This is a genomic window from Pseudomonas sp. GP01-A4 (genome assembly GCF_058780865.1).
In genome coordinates this window covers 15,124-31,536 of the sequence record NZ_JBYSWF010000046.1, presented here as the reverse complement: position 1 = coordinate 31,536, position 16,413 = coordinate 15,124, and the positions used below count along the sequence as shown (strand labels likewise).

The 16,413-nt window shown below is 62.0% G+C and carries 13 protein-coding genes; 1 reads left to right on the top strand and 12 read right to left on the bottom strand.

What is annotated here, in order from left to right; all coding sequences use genetic code 11:
• Positions 1-5: 5 nt before the first annotated feature.
• The 12 genes from AC3WKX_RS23140 to AC3WKX_RS23085 all read right to left on the bottom strand — a co-directional run bounded on the left by AC3WKX_RS23140 (position 6) and on the right by AC3WKX_RS23085 (position 15,678).
• Positions 6-1,334: a GH39 family glycosyl hydrolase gene (locus tag AC3WKX_RS23140; RefSeq protein ID WP_003208216.1), complete on the bottom strand. Its 1,329-nt coding sequence runs from the start codon at positions 1,332-1,334 to the stop codon at positions 6-8.
• Positions 1,324-2,514 (bottom strand): glycosyltransferase, encoded by a 1,191-nt coding sequence (locus AC3WKX_RS23135; RefSeq protein WP_087695335.1) that lies wholly within the window; start codon positions 2,512-2,514, stop codon positions 1,324-1,326. Before AC3WKX_RS23135 ends, AC3WKX_RS23140 begins: the two co-directional genes overlap by 11 nt.
• On the bottom strand, positions 2,514-4,505 hold the full coding sequence (locus AC3WKX_RS23130; RefSeq protein WP_003208213.1) for a GumC family protein: 1,992 nt from the start codon (positions 4,503-4,505) through the stop codon (positions 2,514-2,516). The genes AC3WKX_RS23135 and AC3WKX_RS23130 overlap by 1 nt, the downstream gene beginning before the upstream one ends.
• Before the next feature lie 14 nt (positions 4,506-4,519).
• Complete coding sequence (locus AC3WKX_RS23125; RefSeq protein ID WP_102605369.1) at positions 4,520-5,284, bottom strand: polysaccharide biosynthesis/export family protein; 765 nt, start codon at positions 5,282-5,284, stop codon at positions 4,520-4,522.
• A gap of 29 nt (positions 5,285-5,313) precedes the next feature.
• The gene (locus tag AC3WKX_RS23120; RefSeq protein ID WP_003208209.1) at positions 5,314-6,225 is read right to left on the bottom strand and encodes a glycosyltransferase family 2 protein; all 912 of its coding nucleotides are present in this window, start codon (positions 6,223-6,225) and stop codon (positions 5,314-5,316) included.
• Positions 6,225-7,685, bottom strand: coding sequence for a mannose-1-phosphate guanylyltransferase/mannose-6-phosphate isomerase (locus AC3WKX_RS23115; protein WP_003208208.1), 1,461 nt, complete (start codon positions 7,683-7,685; stop codon positions 6,225-6,227). The genes AC3WKX_RS23120 and AC3WKX_RS23115 overlap by 1 nt, the downstream gene beginning before the upstream one ends.
• The gene (locus tag AC3WKX_RS23110; RefSeq protein ID WP_003208206.1) at positions 7,685-9,124 is read right to left on the bottom strand and encodes an undecaprenyl-phosphate glucose phosphotransferase; all 1,440 of its coding nucleotides are present in this window, start codon (positions 9,122-9,124) and stop codon (positions 7,685-7,687) included. The genes AC3WKX_RS23115 and AC3WKX_RS23110 overlap by 1 nt, the downstream gene beginning before the upstream one ends.
• A gap of 444 nt (positions 9,125-9,568) precedes the next feature.
• Positions 9,569-12,055 carry a TonB-dependent siderophore receptor gene (locus tag AC3WKX_RS23105; RefSeq protein WP_008434551.1) on the bottom strand — a complete coding sequence of 829 codons (2,487 nt, stop codon included), beginning with the start codon at positions 12,053-12,055 and terminating at the stop codon, positions 9,569-9,571.
• Positions 12,056-12,160: 105 nt separating this feature from the next.
• Positions 12,161-13,120: a FecR domain-containing protein gene (locus tag AC3WKX_RS23100; RefSeq protein WP_102605370.1), complete on the bottom strand. Its 960-nt coding sequence runs from the start codon at positions 13,118-13,120 to the stop codon at positions 12,161-12,163.
• The gene (locus AC3WKX_RS23095; protein WP_003208199.1) at positions 13,107-13,622 is read right to left on the bottom strand and encodes a sigma-70 family RNA polymerase sigma factor; all 516 of its coding nucleotides are present in this window, start codon (positions 13,620-13,622) and stop codon (positions 13,107-13,109) included. The genes AC3WKX_RS23100 and AC3WKX_RS23095 overlap by 14 nt, the downstream gene beginning before the upstream one ends.
• 129 nt (positions 13,623-13,751) lie before the next feature.
• Positions 13,752-14,054 carry a DUF6124 family protein gene (locus AC3WKX_RS23090; RefSeq protein ID WP_003208197.1) on the bottom strand — a complete coding sequence of 101 codons (303 nt, stop codon included), beginning with the start codon at positions 14,052-14,054 and terminating at the stop codon, positions 13,752-13,754.
• 298 nt (positions 14,055-14,352) lie between these two features.
• A complete protein-coding gene (locus AC3WKX_RS23085; RefSeq protein ID WP_008434545.1) occupies positions 14,353-15,678 on the bottom strand; it encodes an aminotransferase-like domain-containing protein in 1,326 nt (441 codons plus the stop codon).
• Positions 15,679-15,772: 94 nt separating this feature from the next.
• Here AC3WKX_RS23085 and AC3WKX_RS23080 point away from each other — a divergent pair, with 94 nt between their 5' ends.
• Complete coding sequence (locus AC3WKX_RS23080) at positions 15,773-16,402, top strand: LysE family translocator (RefSeq protein WP_087695340.1); 630 nt, start codon at positions 15,773-15,775, stop codon at positions 16,400-16,402.
• The last annotated feature ends 11 nt before the right edge of the window (positions 16,403-16,413 follow it).

Below are 16,413 nucleotides of genomic sequence, written 5' to 3'. Positions count from 1 at the left end.
TGGCTTCAATCCCATAACAGAATTTGCAGGTTCGGCTTGACCGGTACGTCCAGTCCATTGGTGCCACTCAACGGTGTTTCGGTGCCGCGCAACGGGTCATACAAGGTGGCGGTGGTCATGCCCGGCAAGTGCGCGCTGCCGCCACGGGCCGACCAGAAAAACCACACCTTGCGCCCGTCGGCACGGGACCAGCCGATGCTGAACAGGCCATCGGGCAACTGATCGGCGGTGGGTGGGTCGCCGGGGGTCAATTTGGGCCCGCTCACCTGCAGGAAATTCTGCAGCGCGGTGTACGACGGCTTGGGGTTGGCGTCGATGTCGAGCAAGCCATAACTCTGGTCGCGCACGCTGGCGCGCTGGTCCAGGTCGCTCAGGGTGAACAGGAAGATCTTGTCGAAATCCAGCGCGCTCATCAGCGCGACGCGGCGCACGATGTAGTCGGCCTGGCCCTGGGTGGTGATGAAGTCCTGCACCTCTTTCGGGCCTTTGTAGGTCGACCAGCCCCACTCGGTGCTCCACAGGGTATTCACCCCGGCCGCCCGCAGTTTCTGGTTGAGGGCGCTGGTTTTTTCGACAAAGTCGAGGTTCGACGGCGTGTTGCCTTCGGGCAATTGGGTGTAGGGGTGATAGGACATGACGGTATTCAGGCTCGGCACGCCCAGTTGCAGCAGCCCGTCGAGCATGTTCTGGCCGTTGGGCATTTCGCTGAAGAATGCCATGCCGGCGGCCACCACCGGTTTGTTCGGGTTCACCACCCGCAACGCGGCGGCGGTGACTTGCAACAGGTTCGCATAGCCGGCCGGGTCGGCGGCGGGGCGCCAGAACCCCAGCAGGTTCGGTTCGTTCCACACCTGCCACGCATCTACGCTGGGGTAACGCTGTTCCAGCAATGCCATGCGGTTGGCGAAGATATTCGGGTCCTTGGGCGGGAACTGGTCCTGGTACGGCGAGGAGGCGGGCGCGGTGGTGGCGAACTTCGCCGAGCCCACCAGGTAGAACACCGACTTGATCTGGTTCTGCTGCAGCTTGTTCACCAGTTCGTCGAGGGTCGCGACGTTGTACTGGTTCTCGGCGGTTTCCAGCTGGTCCCAGTGCAGGTCCAGGCGCACCCACTCCAGGCCCAGGGCCTTGAGGCGGTCGATCTGCTTCTGATAACGCTCGGGGCTGAACCACAGGAACTGCGCGTTCACCCCCAGGAAGTCCTTCCACACGACCTCTTTGCTGCCCTTGAGCACATGGCTCTCGGCATCGGCCGGGCGGCCCCAAAGAAAGGCGGTCAAACCCAGCGCAGCGACGACTGCGAGGGTAGCGAGGTAAGTCCGTTTACGCGCCATGGTTGCCTCCTGCAACGGTTTGCTCAAACAGGCTCGCGAACTTCTGCGCGGTCACTGGCCACAACCGTTCGCGGCCTATGGCGGCGGCGCGTGCGGCCCAGTCCGTGGCCATGTGCGGGTTGCGTGCGAGCCGCAGCAGTTGTTCGCTCAAGGCGGCTACATCGCCTTGTGGATAGATGGCGCCATTGCCGCTGGCGACTTCCTCGGCAAACGCCCTGGCATCGGAGGTGATCGCGCCGCGCCCGCAGGCGGCAGCCCAGGACAATGCGCCGCTGGTGCCGCGCTGGCGGCCCAGCAGGCCGAGCTTTTTCGATTCGCGATACGGCAGCACCATCACATGGTGCGCCTGGATCGTCTGCGGGATCTCGCTGGCCGGCAAATTCAGCCGCCAGTCGATGGAGCCTGCCAGGCCGAGTTCGGCAATCTGGCTGTTCAACTGCTCCAGGTAATTGCCGCCTGTGCCAAACGCCATTTCGGCGGCAGTGCCACCGGCCAGGGTCAGGCGCACACGGTCACGCAATTCGGGGGCTTTTTCGAAGGCGGCGGCCAGGGCCTGCAACAGGTCTTCGATGCCTTTGCCACGGTAGATAAAACCGAAATACAACAGGTGCAGCGTATCCAGCGGCGGCAAGGCCACCGGCGGGATATCCAGGTTGGCGTGGTTGATCACCGCCACCTTGCCGGCGGGCAATTGCATGCGCGCCGTCAGGCAGTCGGCGCCCAGGCGGGTGAGGGTCACCAGCTGGGTCAGGCCCTGGGCGACGTGACGTTCTTCGCGCAGGGTCAAGGGATCGGCCAGCACCACTGCCGCCTGGGGCAATGGGCTGGGCAAGGATTCCAGCAGGTTCAGCGGAAAGGGCAATTGCTCGCGCCGCCAGACCATGCGTTCCGGGTCATGCACCGTGGCGGTCAACGGCAGGGCGGGGTAGGCCTTGCGCAATTCGCGCAGGGCCAGGAACTCCCCCAGCCGCCCACCGCCCAGCTCGGCGTGGACCAGGTCAACACCCTGCCAGTCGAAACCGGCAATGGCTTGCTTGATCGCCGCCGTGCTGCCGACCACGCCCGTCAAGGGCGTAGCCACCTCGACGCCCAGTTGCTCCAGTGCCGTCTTGAAGTGGTTCGCGTAGTCGGCGATCCCGTTCTTTTCCGGCGGCAGGGGAGCGAGCAGGGCGATGCGCATCAGAACGAACCCCGGTATTTGGCGATGGTTTTCAGCACCTTGACCGGTACCTCGAACTTGCGGCGGTTGATGATAATGCCATCGACCTTGCCGAACGCCGTGGTGAGGATCGACAGTGCGTGTTCCACCACCGGTACCGTGCTTTTTTGCGCTTCCACTACCAGCGCAATCAGGTCGGCACGGCGCAGGTTGATGAACGCATCACGATTGTCCAGCAGCGCCGAAGCATCCAGCAGTACCACCTGGCCCGGAATCGCCGGCTCAACCCCGCCGATCCGCACCCGCACGCCGTTCTCTTCCAGCAACTGGCGCAACTGCTCGACGATAAAGCTCACGCCTTCACCGTGCCGTGCCGAGGTCAGCCCCAGGGTCAGGCCCTGTTCGGCAATACGCTCCAGCGGCAGCAACCCATACAGGCGATAGATGCTCGCGTTGAAGGCGTTGGTGCTTTGCGCGGTGCTGGTGTCCAACTCCGGCAGCGTGGTCCACAGTGGCAGGCCGAATTTGCCTTCCACCAGGCCGCCGTCGTGGATCCGTTGATCCAGCAGGTAGCACAGGTAGATCACCAGCAGGCCGACCACGATGGAGAACGGGATCGCCAGCAACAGCATCAGCAGGGTTTTCGGGAAGACGCGCCCAGGGTTCAGGGTGGCTTCTTCGATCACCGCGATGTTACTGATCTGGCTCTTGTCCAGTTCGCGGTCGATCCGCGATTTTTCCAGGCTGTCGACATACAGCGCGTAGTTTTTCTCGGTGCCGTTCAACTCACGGGCCAGGCGCGCCAGTTCCGGCTCGATGGCCAGGGCGTCCTTGCGCTGGGCTTCCAGTTCAGTCAGTTGCTTCTGCTGTTGCACCAACTGTGTACGCAGCGACTGGTTGCGGCTGGTCTCATCCAGCAGTACCCGTTGCAGGTGGATTTCCAGGGTGTTCGGCGCGCGGTTCTCGGAGCTTTGCACCGTGTCGCTTTCACCGGCGACCTGGGCCTGCATGGCACGGATCGAAGCGTCCAGGGCTTTGACCGGCGGCGCGTTATCCGTATAGGTACGCATCATGTCGGCTTTTTCCAGGAGCTTCTGGTTCAGCAGGCGACGCAAGTCTTGTTGCTGCGGGTTCAACGCGATCTGGCGAACCGTGGTCACCTCTTTGGGCTGGCCCTTGAGTTGGTCACGGGTGCTCTGCAACGCCACGTCGGAGGAAGCGATCAGCCGAGTGGAGTTGAACACCTCGCCACGCAGCACGTTGATCCGCTCGGACAAGTCTTCCAGGCGATCGGTGATGCTCGAGGCGCCGATGTCGTTCAAGTGCGCGAGGATCTGCTCCTTGTAGCTCTTGATCTGCGCAGCGCTGGAAGACACCTGGCCTTCATAGAACGCATACAGGCTCTTGCGGCCCAACGCCTGGGTGCGCTCGTCGATGTAGGTCTCGACCCAATCCTTGACCACCGCCTGGGCGATTTGCGGGTCATCCCAGCGGAAGCTGATGTCCATCACCGTAGAGCCGATGGCGTGGGTCACTTCGAAGTTTTTCTCCAGGCTTTTCGCCAGGCGTTCCACCGGGGTGGTTTCTTCGACGATGCCAACGGTTTCCAGCACCACTCGCACACCGTCAAATACGGCACTGATGCCTTTCTTGACGTACCACTTGGTGCGCTTCCACACGCCTTCCGGCGGCTGCATCTTGTCCATCACGTCGAGGTAATGCTCGGCCACTGCACGCACGATAGGGCGGCCGGTCAGCAGGCGCTCTTCGTCGACAATCGGGTCGCGCTGGGTGCTCGGCATGACGATTGGCTGACGGTTGTCGACCTCGATCGGCATCGTCGAGTCACGCCCTGGTTTTACCAGCAATCGCGCGGTGGATTCATACTTGGCCGGCAGCAGGAACGCCCCCAGCAAAATGATCACCAGCGCGGCAATCGCCGCCAGTTTGAACTCGTGCTTGAAGATGAAGAACAGACGCAGAAGATCACGAAAAGAACGGATCTCGATCATGGGATGTCGCTCCTTTAGTGGTTCGTGGTGTAGCTGTAGCCCACACCAATGGATTTGGTGAAGGGAATCAGCTGGTTCAGGTAAGTGTCCACGCCTTGGATCCGTTCGCCGACGTTGGACTTGGGTACAAACACCACGTCACCGCGTTGCAGCGCCACGGGCTTGCGGCCCAGTGCGCCGTTCTTCAGGTACTGGCTGAAATCGAGGAAGTAGGCGTGATAGACGCCTTGGCCATCTTCACGCAGCAGGGCGACCATGCTCGCGTTGCCCACCGAGCTCACGCCGCCGGCACCGAGAATCGCCTGCTCCATGGTCGGGGCCGTGGCGATGGAGACAGCCGACGGGTTTAATACCGCGCCGCCGACGATCACCGTGTTGCCCGGCGCCTGGTTGATGTTCACCGTCACCCGAGGCTCGCGATACACCGGCGCGAGTTTCTGGCTCAGCTCGGCGGCGACTTCCGCCGGCGTGGGCCGCGCCACCTGGATCGGCCCCAGGAAGGGATAGTTGATCTTGCCGTCGTTCTGCACGGTGTACAGCGTCAGCTCGTAAATCGTGCTGACGTTGAACGCCGACAGGGTTGGCATTTCCCCGGCATCGCGGACAATCCGCAACTGGTCGCCGATGCGGATCCGCTCCACCGCCGGTGGCAGTTGGGCCATGCGATCGAGGGCCTGCTTGCCCTCGTCCACCGTCTTGCCATCGGGCGCGACGATCCGCGCGGGCGTATTGCAGGCGGCCAATGCCATCATGGCCAGGACGAGCAAGGTTCGTTTCATCAAAGGGGTCTTCCTGTAGGTCATGATGCTCACCTCCAATAACCGGGGAACATGCTGATGCGCCGCTTGAGGGCGAGGGGGAGCTGGCGCTCCAGATGGCCCAGCCGGTAGCCGAGCAATTTGAACGCGCTGCGCACCAGTACTTCGGGTACGCGGTGCAATGCACCGGCTTCGCGTAACGCTCGAAGCTCGGCCAGTACATAGCGTTTACCTTCACCGCCGGCATCGCCAAAAGCCTGGCGGATCCACGGCTCGCGGCCGTAGAAAACGCCAATGTCGAAGTAGCGGTGAAACTCATCCATGAGACGGTAATCGTGGGAGTGATAGACCAGGGCGGTGGCGGCGTAGCGCACCTTGTAGCCTTCCAGCAGCATGCGGGCGGCGACGTAGGCGTCCTCGCTGCCGATCACATCCGCGGGGAAGCCACCGACGGCTTGCAGGGCGCTGCGCCGGTACACCGAAAACGAATCCGAGCTGAAGCAGGTCTTGATCCCCAGCTCCGGCGCATCAGCCAGGCTTTTGCTGCGGCTTTGCGGCGGGTAATTGAAGTGGCGTGACTGGGCGCCCAGCACGCCGGCATCCGGGTGCGGCAACTGGCGGCCGTAAGCGACGCCGTTGAGCGGGTCCAGTTCCAGTTCGCCCACCAGGTTGGCGAACGTCTCGGGTTCGGCGGGGATCGCGTCCTGGGTCATCACGATCAGCGCGTCGCCGTCGACTTGCTCGCTGGCCCAGCGGCGGGTGCCGCCATGGTTGAAGTCCTTGGCATCGATCACTTCGACCCGTACGCCGAACTCGCGAAAACGCGCCACGGTGTCATCGCTGGAAGCGCTGTCGACCACCAGGGTTTCGTCCGGTTGCAGGGTTTGCATGCGCAGCGCCGGCAGCAGCCGGTCGAGGTGGCTGGAAGCGTTGCGGGTCGGGATGATCAGGGCGGTACGCATCACTTCTTCACTTCGGCCGGAGCCCGGCCGTAGATGTCGTCAAAACGCACAATGTCGTCTTCGCCCAGGTACTCGCCGCTCTGCACCTCGATCATCACCAGGTCGATGATGCCGGGGTTGGTCAGGCGGTGCTTGTGCCCGGCCGGAATGTAGGTGGACTCGTTGGCGTTGATCAGGAATTCACGGTCGCCGTTGGTAATCATCGCCGCGCCGCTGACCACCACCCAGTGCTCGCTGCGGTGATGGTGCATTTGCAGGGACAGCGAGGCCTGGGGCTTGACCACGATGCGCTTGATCTTGAAGCGGCTGCTTTCTTCCAGCACGGTGTAGGTGCCCCACGGCCGGGTGACGGTGCGGTGCAGGCTGAATGCCGGATGGTCCTGGCGCTTGAGCTCGGCGACGATGTAGCGCACGTCCTGGCTGCGTTTGGCGTCGGCAATCAGGATCGCATCCGGGGTGTCGACGACGATCAGGTCGCGCACGCCCACTGCGCCCAACACGCGCTTGGGCGAGTCGATGTAGCAGTTGTGCACGTCATGCAGGATCGCCTGGCCATTGACCTGGTTGCCGTTGGCGTCGCTGGGGGTGAGTTGGCGCACCGCGTCCCAGGAACCGATATCACTCCAGCCGATGTCGCAGGGCACCACCGCCACTTGCGCGGATTTTTCCATCAGCGCCACGTCGATCGAGATGTCGGGCGCCGCGCCGAAACCTTCAGCGTTCAGCTCGCGCTGACGGCAACTGTTGTTGTTCAGGCTGTGGCCGTGCTCGAGGGCGGCCTTGGCGGCGTCCAGCACGGCGGGGGCGTGCAGCGCCAGTTCCTCCAGCAATGTACCGGCCTTGAAGCAGAACATCCCGGCATTCCACAGGTGCTTGCCGCCGTCCAGATAGCCCTGGGCGGTGGCCAGGTCGGGCTTCTCGACGAAGCGCTTGACCCGGAACCCCTGGCCCAGCGCCTCGCCTTGTTCGATATAGCCGAAGCCGGTTTCCGGGTGGTCGGGCTGGATGCCGAACGTCACCAGGTAGCCGGCCTCCGCCAGTTCGCGGGCCTGGGTGACGGCATCGGCGAAGGCGCTTTCATCAAGAATCAGATGGTCGGCGGGCAGGATCAGCAACTGCGCCTCGCTGCCGAAGTTTTCCTGTACATGCAGGGCGGCCACGGCGATGGCGGCGGCGGTGTTGCGCCCGAACGGCTCCAGCAACAGGTCAAGGGCCAGATGGGCCTTGTTGACCACGCGGTAGTCATCGAGGGTGCGAAACAGCAGGTCGCGGTTGGTCACCGTCAGCACGCTTTCCACACCCGGCAGGTGACTGGCCCGCAGGAACGTCTTCTGCAGCAGGCTCTGGTCATCACGCATGCGCATGAAAGGCTTGGGCATGTTTTGCCGCGACACCGGCCACAGCCGGGTGCCCGAACCACCGGAAATGATGCAGGGAATCAAGCCGTTGAGGGTGTTCATCAATAGACTTCCTTGGTCGAAAGGACGGCCGGGACCGTCATGAAAACGATGTACAAGTCGAACCACACCGACCACTTCGAGATGTACTCCAGGTCGTACTCAACGCGTTTCTGGATCTTGAACAGGGTGTCGGTTTCACCACGATAGCCGTTGATTTGCGCCCAGCCAGTGATGCCCGGTTTTACCCGGTGGCGCGAGCTGTACTCGCTCACGGCAACTTCGTAGGGCACGCCGGCGGCCTTGGTCGCGGTGGCATGGGGCCGCGGGCCGACCATCGACATGTTGCCCAGCAGCACGTTGAACAGCTGCGGCAGCTCATCGATGCTGGTCTTGCGAATGATCCGGCCCACGCGGGTGATGCGCGGGTCGCCGCGGGTGGTCTGGCGGTCGGCGTTGAAGTCGCTCATCTCGGCGTACATCGAGCGGAACTTGAACACCCGGATCACGTTGTCGTTGTAGCCAAACCGGTTCTGGCGAAACAGCACCGGGCCCTTGGAGTCGAGCTTGATGGCAATCGCCGTGATCAGCATGATCGGCGACAGTGCCACCAGGCCCAAGGTTGCCAGGATCAGGTCTTCACAGCGCTTGATAAACGGCGACCAGCCCCGCAGCGGCACATGGGAGGTGTTGAACATCAGGATGCCGCCCACATCGGTGATGCGGCTGTGGCCATAACGCAGGGCGGCCATGTCAGGCACCAGCATGACGTTGACCGACATCTGCCGCAGGCGCTTCACCAGCCCGTTGATCCGCTGTTCGGCGGCCCAGGGCAGGGTGATCATCACCTGGTTGACCTGCTCGGAGCGGATCAGCTTTTCCAGGTCGCGCGTGTTGCCCAGCAGCGGCAGGTTGCTCAGTTCCTTGGGGATGCGCTCGGTGCGGTCGTCGATAAAACCGATCAGTCCGGAACGGATATCGCCGTTGCGTTGCAGATGGTCGGCCACGTGCACGGCGGTGTCGGTGAAGCCGAGGATCACCGTGCGTTGCAGGTATTTGCCGCTGGCCATCAGGTTGCGGAACAGGCGCAGCATCACGATCCGCTCCAGCCCGAACAACGCAAGGCTAGTGATAAACCAGAACGCCAGGTTGCGCGGGCTCAACTGCGGGAACATCAACAGAATCTGGTACATGAACAGCAGGATGCAAAAGGCCGCGGACCAGGCCACCAGCATGGTGCGAAACCGCAGGCGATTGCTGAACAGCTCCTCGGAGTAAACCCCCATGGCCTGGAACAGAATGATCGTCAGGATCGCGAAAAACAGCAGCAAGCCGAGAAAGTGCGCGCGCAGTTCGGGGGCCATCGGGTCTGGATAAAACAGCAGGATCAGTGCTGGAAAAACGGCGGTGAGGCCGTGCATCAATTTTACGAAAACAACAAAGAACTCAATGAAACCGGCCCGGGTCAAAAACAGGCTGTCGACTGACGACTTCTCGCGCATAAAAACATCCCTCATTGCACACCAGGGCTTCCTTGTTCGGCTGCTCATCCATAAAGGCAGGGCTTGCTTTATAAGTGGCGCCAGACGAACGGTTACTTCGCTGGGTAATACGCAATTACCTATCTATCTGCAGGGAATTTGCGGGGTAATGGCTAAATGATGGTTCCCTTTTCGTCGCTCGTCAAGGTTTTGACTTTTTTATAAGACCTTCGGTCTAGACACGTCAGGTGCTCTTCCGTGTGACAGTTTGTTGACTGTCTTGGTCGGATTTCCGGGTTTTCCCGGAACAAAATGCTGGCGTTTTGGAGTGTAGGAACAAATTTGGGAAATTTCCTGCGGCTGAGGAAAACCTTTTTTTGACGGAGGTCGGATGCGGGGTTTTTCGGGGACAAGCGATGAGTGGTGAGGACGTGAGTCCGTCACCACATTGAGGCGGTACTAACCTTAAAAATTGCCTTTCAAACTGACGGTAAAGTTGCGCGGTTCGCCGTAGAAATTACCCCAGTCGGCCGTTCCCACCGTCTGATAGTAATTTTTGTCGAAGAGATTGTTACCGTTCAGCGCCACCGTCCATGTGTCATCAACCCGGTACGCCAACCGCGCATTCCATACCGCATAACCGGCTTGTTCCAGTTTGATGCCTTGAATTCGGTAGTTGCTGCTCTGGGCGTTGACGCCGGTGCCGACGCTCCATTTCGACAGTGTGCCGTCCAACTGATAATCGCCCCACAAGCGCAGCATGTGTCGCGGCACGTAGCTGTTTGCGACCGCGCCAATGGCGGCGCTGTTGATGTTGTTGAGATTCTTGGTCTGGGTGTAGGTGTAGCCGCCCGCCACTTGCAAGCGTTCCAGCAACTCGCCACTCAACTCGGCTTCGACACCTTGTGCGCGAACCTTGCCAGTGTCGGTGTAGCAATAGCCGTCTGCCGAGGTACCGCATTGGGTGGTGTAGTCGGTTTCGGCGGCGTTTTTCTCGATAGCGCGGAACAATGCCAGCGAGCTGTTGAGGCGCCCCTCAAACCATTCGCCCTTGATGCCCAGCTCGTAGTTTTCGCCGATTTTGGGCTTGAGGGCAGCCCCGGTCACCGTGGCGTTGGAGCTTTGTGGCTGGAAGATATCGGCGTAGCTGGCGTACACCGAAAGGTTGTCGTCGAGGTCATAGATCACCGCGGCGAACGGCGTGACTTCACCGGTTTCCTTGGTGCGTGCATCCTGCAGGGCCCATTCGCCCCAGGCGAGGTTATTCGACTGGCGGCGGTTTTCGAACCAACTGACGCGACTGCCGAGCACCACCATCAATGGCTCGGCCAGCCTCAGGCGCAAAGTGGCGTAGGTACCGTACTGGGTGGCGGTTTCCTTGACGGTGCCGCCCCGGTACATGTTGGGCCAGAAGGTATCGTTGGCGGGCTGCGGGAAGTGGTGGTTGGGCAGGAAGATACTTTGCCGGTCGGGCAGGCTCCGGATCGCGTAGACATCGTCCTGGGTGCCACGGCTGCCATTGGCGCCGATGATGAGTTCATGCTGCAAACCGAACGCTTCGAACTTACCGTCCAGGTAGGCATCCAGTCCGAAATCCCGGTGGTCGTAGTCAAACAGCGCGGCGTACATCTCGGCGGTTGGCGCCGGATCACCGTACTTCACGGTGCCTTGGCTGGCGGCGTATTTGATGTCTTGCAGGTTGCGGCTGTTCACCGCCGTGACCTTGAGTTGCCAGTCGTCGTTGAAGTGGTGGGTGAGGTCGGCAAACAGCGTAGTGCGTTGGCTCTGCCAGTCGTTCCAGGCCTGGCCCAGGCAGGTGGATCGGCTCAGGCCGATGCTCTTGCCGTCGCTGTAGCGCGGCACACCGCCCCAGCAGGGCGTTGCATCGACATCTTCGTAGCTGGCACCGATGCCCAGGGTGGTGTCGGGCGAGAGGTCAACATCCAGTGCGAGGTAAACAGCTTGGTCCTGGCGCTTGGAGACGTCCATGTACGAGCCACGATTCTGTTGGCTGACCACGGCGCGCCCGCGTACGGTGCCGCTGTCATTGAGCGGGCCGCCGGTATCGACGTCGGCGCGGTAGTTGTCCCAGGTGCCGGCAGACAGCGACAGGCTGGTGGTGGGTTTGTCTTGTGGCCGCTTGCGCACGAAGTTCACCGCACCACTGGCGGTGCCGGCGCCCTTGAGCATGCCGGCCGCGCCCTTGAGCACTTCCACCCGGTCATAGATCGCCATGTTGGCGGTGAAGCTGTCGGCCTGTACGTAGTCTTTGCCGATGTCCAACGGCACACCGTCGAACTGGTATTGGCCGAGCATCTTGAAACCACGGGAATAGAAATACTTGCCACCCATAGGTGAGTCGTAGGTGGTGATACCCGGGGTGTGTTCCAGTAATTGATCGATGGTGGTGATGTTCTGGTCGTCGATCAGCTTGCGGGTCATGACGCTGACCGATTGCGGTGTTTCCCGCAGGCTGTGGGCGCCCTTGCCGATGGTCACCGCGCCGGTGGTGTAGGAACCGCTGCCGTCAGTGGTGACGCCGAGGTGTTCGCCGGTCACGGTGGTGGCGCCCAGGTTCAGCGCGCCGGTGTCCGCGACTTGCGGCAACAGCAGCCAGGTGTTGTTGCTCTGGCGTTGGGCTTGCAAACCCTGGCCCTGGATTAATTGGCTCAAGGCCTGTTGGCTGTCCAGTGCGCCGTTGAGGCCGGGGCTGGTCTTGCCGGCGACGCTGGTGGCGTCATAGGACAGGCTGATACTCGCCTGGCGCGCAAACTGGTCGAGCACCGTGGCCAATGGGCCGGGTGCAATGTTCCAGTCACGGGCCTGGGTGTCGCTGACAGGCGTTTGCGCCATGACCGCCAGGGGCAGGGCGCTGCCGTTCAGGCAGGCACCGAGCAGGGCGGCGTGCACCGCATGCTTGAGGGGAGAACGCTTGGAGGGGAACGCTTGCATGACCGCGGAATGCTCCTGAAGGAAGTGGACAGAATCGGCCTGTTGATCGGCCTTTCCTTACAGGTCGAGCGAAGATGAGAATTCACCTCATTTATTTTCGGAAGGTCATGCACGAGCTGCGACGGTCACCCAATAACGGCTGCGATAGGTGATGTTCACCGACAGTGCCTGTGCCACCAGGGTCAGGACCTGATCGGTATCGTCCAACTGGTAAGTCCCGGACACACGCAGGCCGGCGACCGCTTCGCTGCAGCGCACCAGCCCAGTGCGGTAACGGCTCAGCTCCGCGAGGAAATCGTCCAGACGCATGTTGTGAGCGCTGATCACACCGTCGCTCCAGGCCCAGGGATCCAGGCCCGTGGTGGCGGGTGGACGCAAGCCGTTTCGATCAAACAGCATCTGCTCGCCGGGCTGTATCACCCCACGTGCGCTGGCCTGATGGCTGTCGGCGAATACCGCGACGGTGCCTTTTTGCACGGCGAGCAAGGTGCCGTGGGGCTCCTCGCGCACCATGAACCGGGTGCCCAAGGCGCGCAGATAACCGTCGCGGGTTTGCACCCAGAAGGGCCGTGGCGCGCTACCGTCGGCGCCCATGTCGATCAGGATTTCACCCTGGCGCAACTGCACCAGACGCCTTTCGGTGTTGAAGACTGTGTCGATGGCGCTGGCACTGTTGAGCTGGATACGGCTGCCATCGTCGAGGGCGACCCAACGCCGCTCTCCGGTGGCGGTGCGGTAATCAGCCAGCAGGCCGGGCAATGGCGTGTAGTCGCGGCCGAACCATGTCAGCCCTGCGGCACCGGCGAACAGCCCGAGTAACTTCAACCCTTCACGGCGGCTGATGCGTTGGCGGGCACCTTGCAAGGCATGGCGGCCGACCTGTGCCGGCAACTGCGCAAACTCGTCACTCATCGACGAGACCCGTTGCCAGGCCTGCTGGTGGTCGCTACTGGTTTCAAGCCAGCGTTCGAAGGCTGCGGTGGTGGCGTCATCGGCAATATTGAACCGCAGCTTGATCATCCACTGGATCGCCTGGTCCACCAATGGCGGATTAGCCTTCGGCATAACGCAACCGATAACAGGCATGCAGTGCCTTGGCCAGGTCGCGCTCCACGGTGGCCTTGGACACCCCCAGGCGCTGGGCGATCTGTTGGCAGGTCAAGCCGTCCAGTTGCGCCAGCAAAAACGCTTCGCGCACCCGTGGCTTGAGTTGGTCCAGCAGGCGGTCGATGCGCTCCAGGCTGTCGAGGATCAGCAGGCGGGTTTCTTCCGACGGCACCTCGACTTGCGGGAAATGCGCGAGACTCTCCAGATAGGCACGCTCCAGTTCGCGGCGGCGATACTGGTCGATCATCAGGCTGCGGGCGATGCTGCTCAGGTAGGCCCGGGGTTGCAGCAAGGCTTGCTGCTTGCGCGCATTGAGCAGGCGCACGAAGGTTTCCTGCGCCAGGTCGGCGGCGTGCTCACGGCAGCCCGTACGCCGGCTCAACCAGCCGCGCAGCCAGGAATGATGGGCATGGTAGAGCTGGCCGATGGCGGCATGATCCAGTGGGTGGTCGCTCGACATGGGCATCCTGGCGCGGGCGTCTTAATTGATAACGGTTCGCATTCTATGCGTTGGCCAGAGGATTGGGCAATCGTTGCCGTGTGGATTTGGCCGGATGCACAAACCCACACAGGCTTGACGGGGTTGCGGCTAAGCCTTGCGCAGGTGCAAACACTCAATCGAGCGGTCGACGGTGGTCTTGGCAATTTCCAGCAAATGCCACACCGCCAGCAACTTTGCCCGCTCGGGGCTTTGCAGCAGTTCGCCGCAGTCGAGAGCGGTGGCCGAGGCGCTGCTGAGCAGGCTGGCGGTGTAGAGCAGGGAGTCTTCGAAGCTCAGGTCTTCGTTGACGGTATGGAAGCCCTGGGAAGGCAGGTAGTGTTCGAGGGCGCGATTGAAGGCCGCGCGGTTTTTGAGCAGGTCGATGGGTGGGTCGGGGACGGGTTTATTCATGGTGTAACTCCATATGTTTTAGGAGCTGACACCCGTCGCGACTAAACGAGGGTGGCGGCTATGCGCAGGTTAGTCGACCGGCCACATGGAAAACCGGCGCACCCGAAGGCGCCCTACGCATAGCCACCATAAAACTTCATGAGAACCATGCGCCATGTAAGACCCGGGCGACTAAACCCGATCACTGATGAGCAGTGACGGGGCGAAGACTAGCCACAGGTTCCAATGGGCACAAGGCCGAAAGATTGTCTCGGAAATGTCCCGCAAATCAAAGGGATTTACCCTGCTGGCCCTTTATTCATATCCGAATTGCCTCGCGAATTTTCCCCAAGGCTATTCTCAACGTCGCCAAATCAATCGACCCCAGCGCCACCCGCAACGCATGCGGCACATGGGCCGTACAGGCAAACGGCTCGGCACTGGTGACCCGCACACCCTGGCCCTCAAGCGCAGCCACCACTGCATCCGCCCGCAGACCTTCCGGCAACACCAGCCACAGGTAATACGACGCCGGATGCGCAATCACCTCACACCCTCGCAAGACCTCCCGGGCCAGCGCCTGGCGTTGGCGTGCATCCTGGCGCTTGTGCTCTTCCAGTGCATCCACTGCACCGGATTCTATCCAGCGGCACGCCAGGTTCACCGTGAGCGTCGGCGTGCTCCAGGTCGAGACACGGATCGCTTGCTCCAGCGCCGGCACCCACGCCTTGGGCGCGACGATAAACCCCACCCGCAACCCCGACGCCACACTCTTCGAAAGGCCAGACACATACACCGTGCGCAGCGGCGCATAAGTAAACAACGGCTTCGGTGCGGGCTCGGCGAGAAAGGCGTAGGCGCCGTCTTCGATCAATAGAAAATCGTAGCGTTCAGCCAACGCTGCAAGGCGCTCGCGGTCGGCTTCACCCATCACTGTGCCCAGCGGATTGTGCAACGTGGGCATGCAATAAAAAGCCCGCACCGGGCGCCGTTTGCACAAAGCCTCCAGCGCATCCAGATCCGTATGCCCAGCCGGTTGCGGCAGCGGCTCCAGGTCGATGCGCTGGGACTGGGCCAGGGTTTTCAACCCGGGATACGTCAGCGCATCCACCGCCAATACATCCCCCGGTTGCAGCAGCGCCATCAGGCTGACGGCGAGGCCTTGTTGCGCACCGTTGACGATCAGCACTTGCTCGCCACTCACGCGAATCTGCCGATTGCGCAGGTGCCGCGCGGCGGTCTGTCGTTCATGGGCGCGGCCACCCTGCGGGGCGGAATGCAGCAGCGCATCGAGGTCGCCCGAGGCGGCAATGGCACGCAAACCGTCGCGCAGCATCTCGGCCTGGCCCGGCAACGAGGGGTAGTTGAGGCTCAGGTCCACGGTGCCCGGTTGGAGCGGTTGTTGCACCAGGCCCATGCCCCGCAGCAACGTGGTGTCGCGCACAAACGTCCCGCGTCCCGGTTCACCCACCACCAGGCCGCTGGCCTCCAGTTCGCTGTACACCCGCAAGGCAGTGGCGAGGGCGATGCGATGGCTGTTCATCAGGCTACGCAGGGTCGGCAACTGGGTGCCCGGCGGCAACTGGCCGGCGCGAATCCGCGTGGCCAGTTCATCGACGATCAGTTTGTAGCGGACCTGAGCCATGGTGCGTCCCTGTGCAAAGTGTATCTAGATCAATTTTTTGTTTGTATCAGGTGGGCTGATTAATCTACAGGCTTTCCCGGCGGATGGCTTGAGCATGATCGACCTCGCAACCCTGGCTGTGTTCTCTGGCGCAGTCCTGCTGCTGTTGTTATCCCCGGGTCCGAACATGGCCTTCGTCATCAGCCACGGTGTGACCTATGGCTGGCGTGGCGGGGTGGCATCCGGGTTGGGCATCAGCGTGGCGGACCTGCTGCTCACGGCACTGACCGCGACCGGCGTGACCGCTCTGGTCGCCAGCTGGCCGCCGGCCTTCGACCTGATTCGCTACGCCGGGGTGTTGTACCTGCTGTGGCTGGTGTTCAAGACCCTGCAGAAAACGCCCGCCCTGGACACGGCCCACGTCAGCCGCGTGCCGCTGGGCCGAGTGTTTGTGCGGGCCATGCTCAACAGTTTGCTCAACCCCAAGGCGCTGCTGTTTTTCATGGTGTTCCTGCCGCAATTCGTCAGCCCCGAGGCGGGCCCCATCGCGCTGCAACTGGTGCAACTGGGGATCATCCTGACGCTGATCAGCGGTGTGTTTCATGCCGTGCTGGGGATTTTTGGCGGGGCGGTGAGCCGGTTTTTTGCCGGCAAACCGGGGAGCGCAGGCTTACAGAAATGGGGCCTGGCAACCGTGCTGATGGTGCTGGCCGTGCGCTTGGCATTGATGTCTCGCCCGACGTGAAACATCACTCA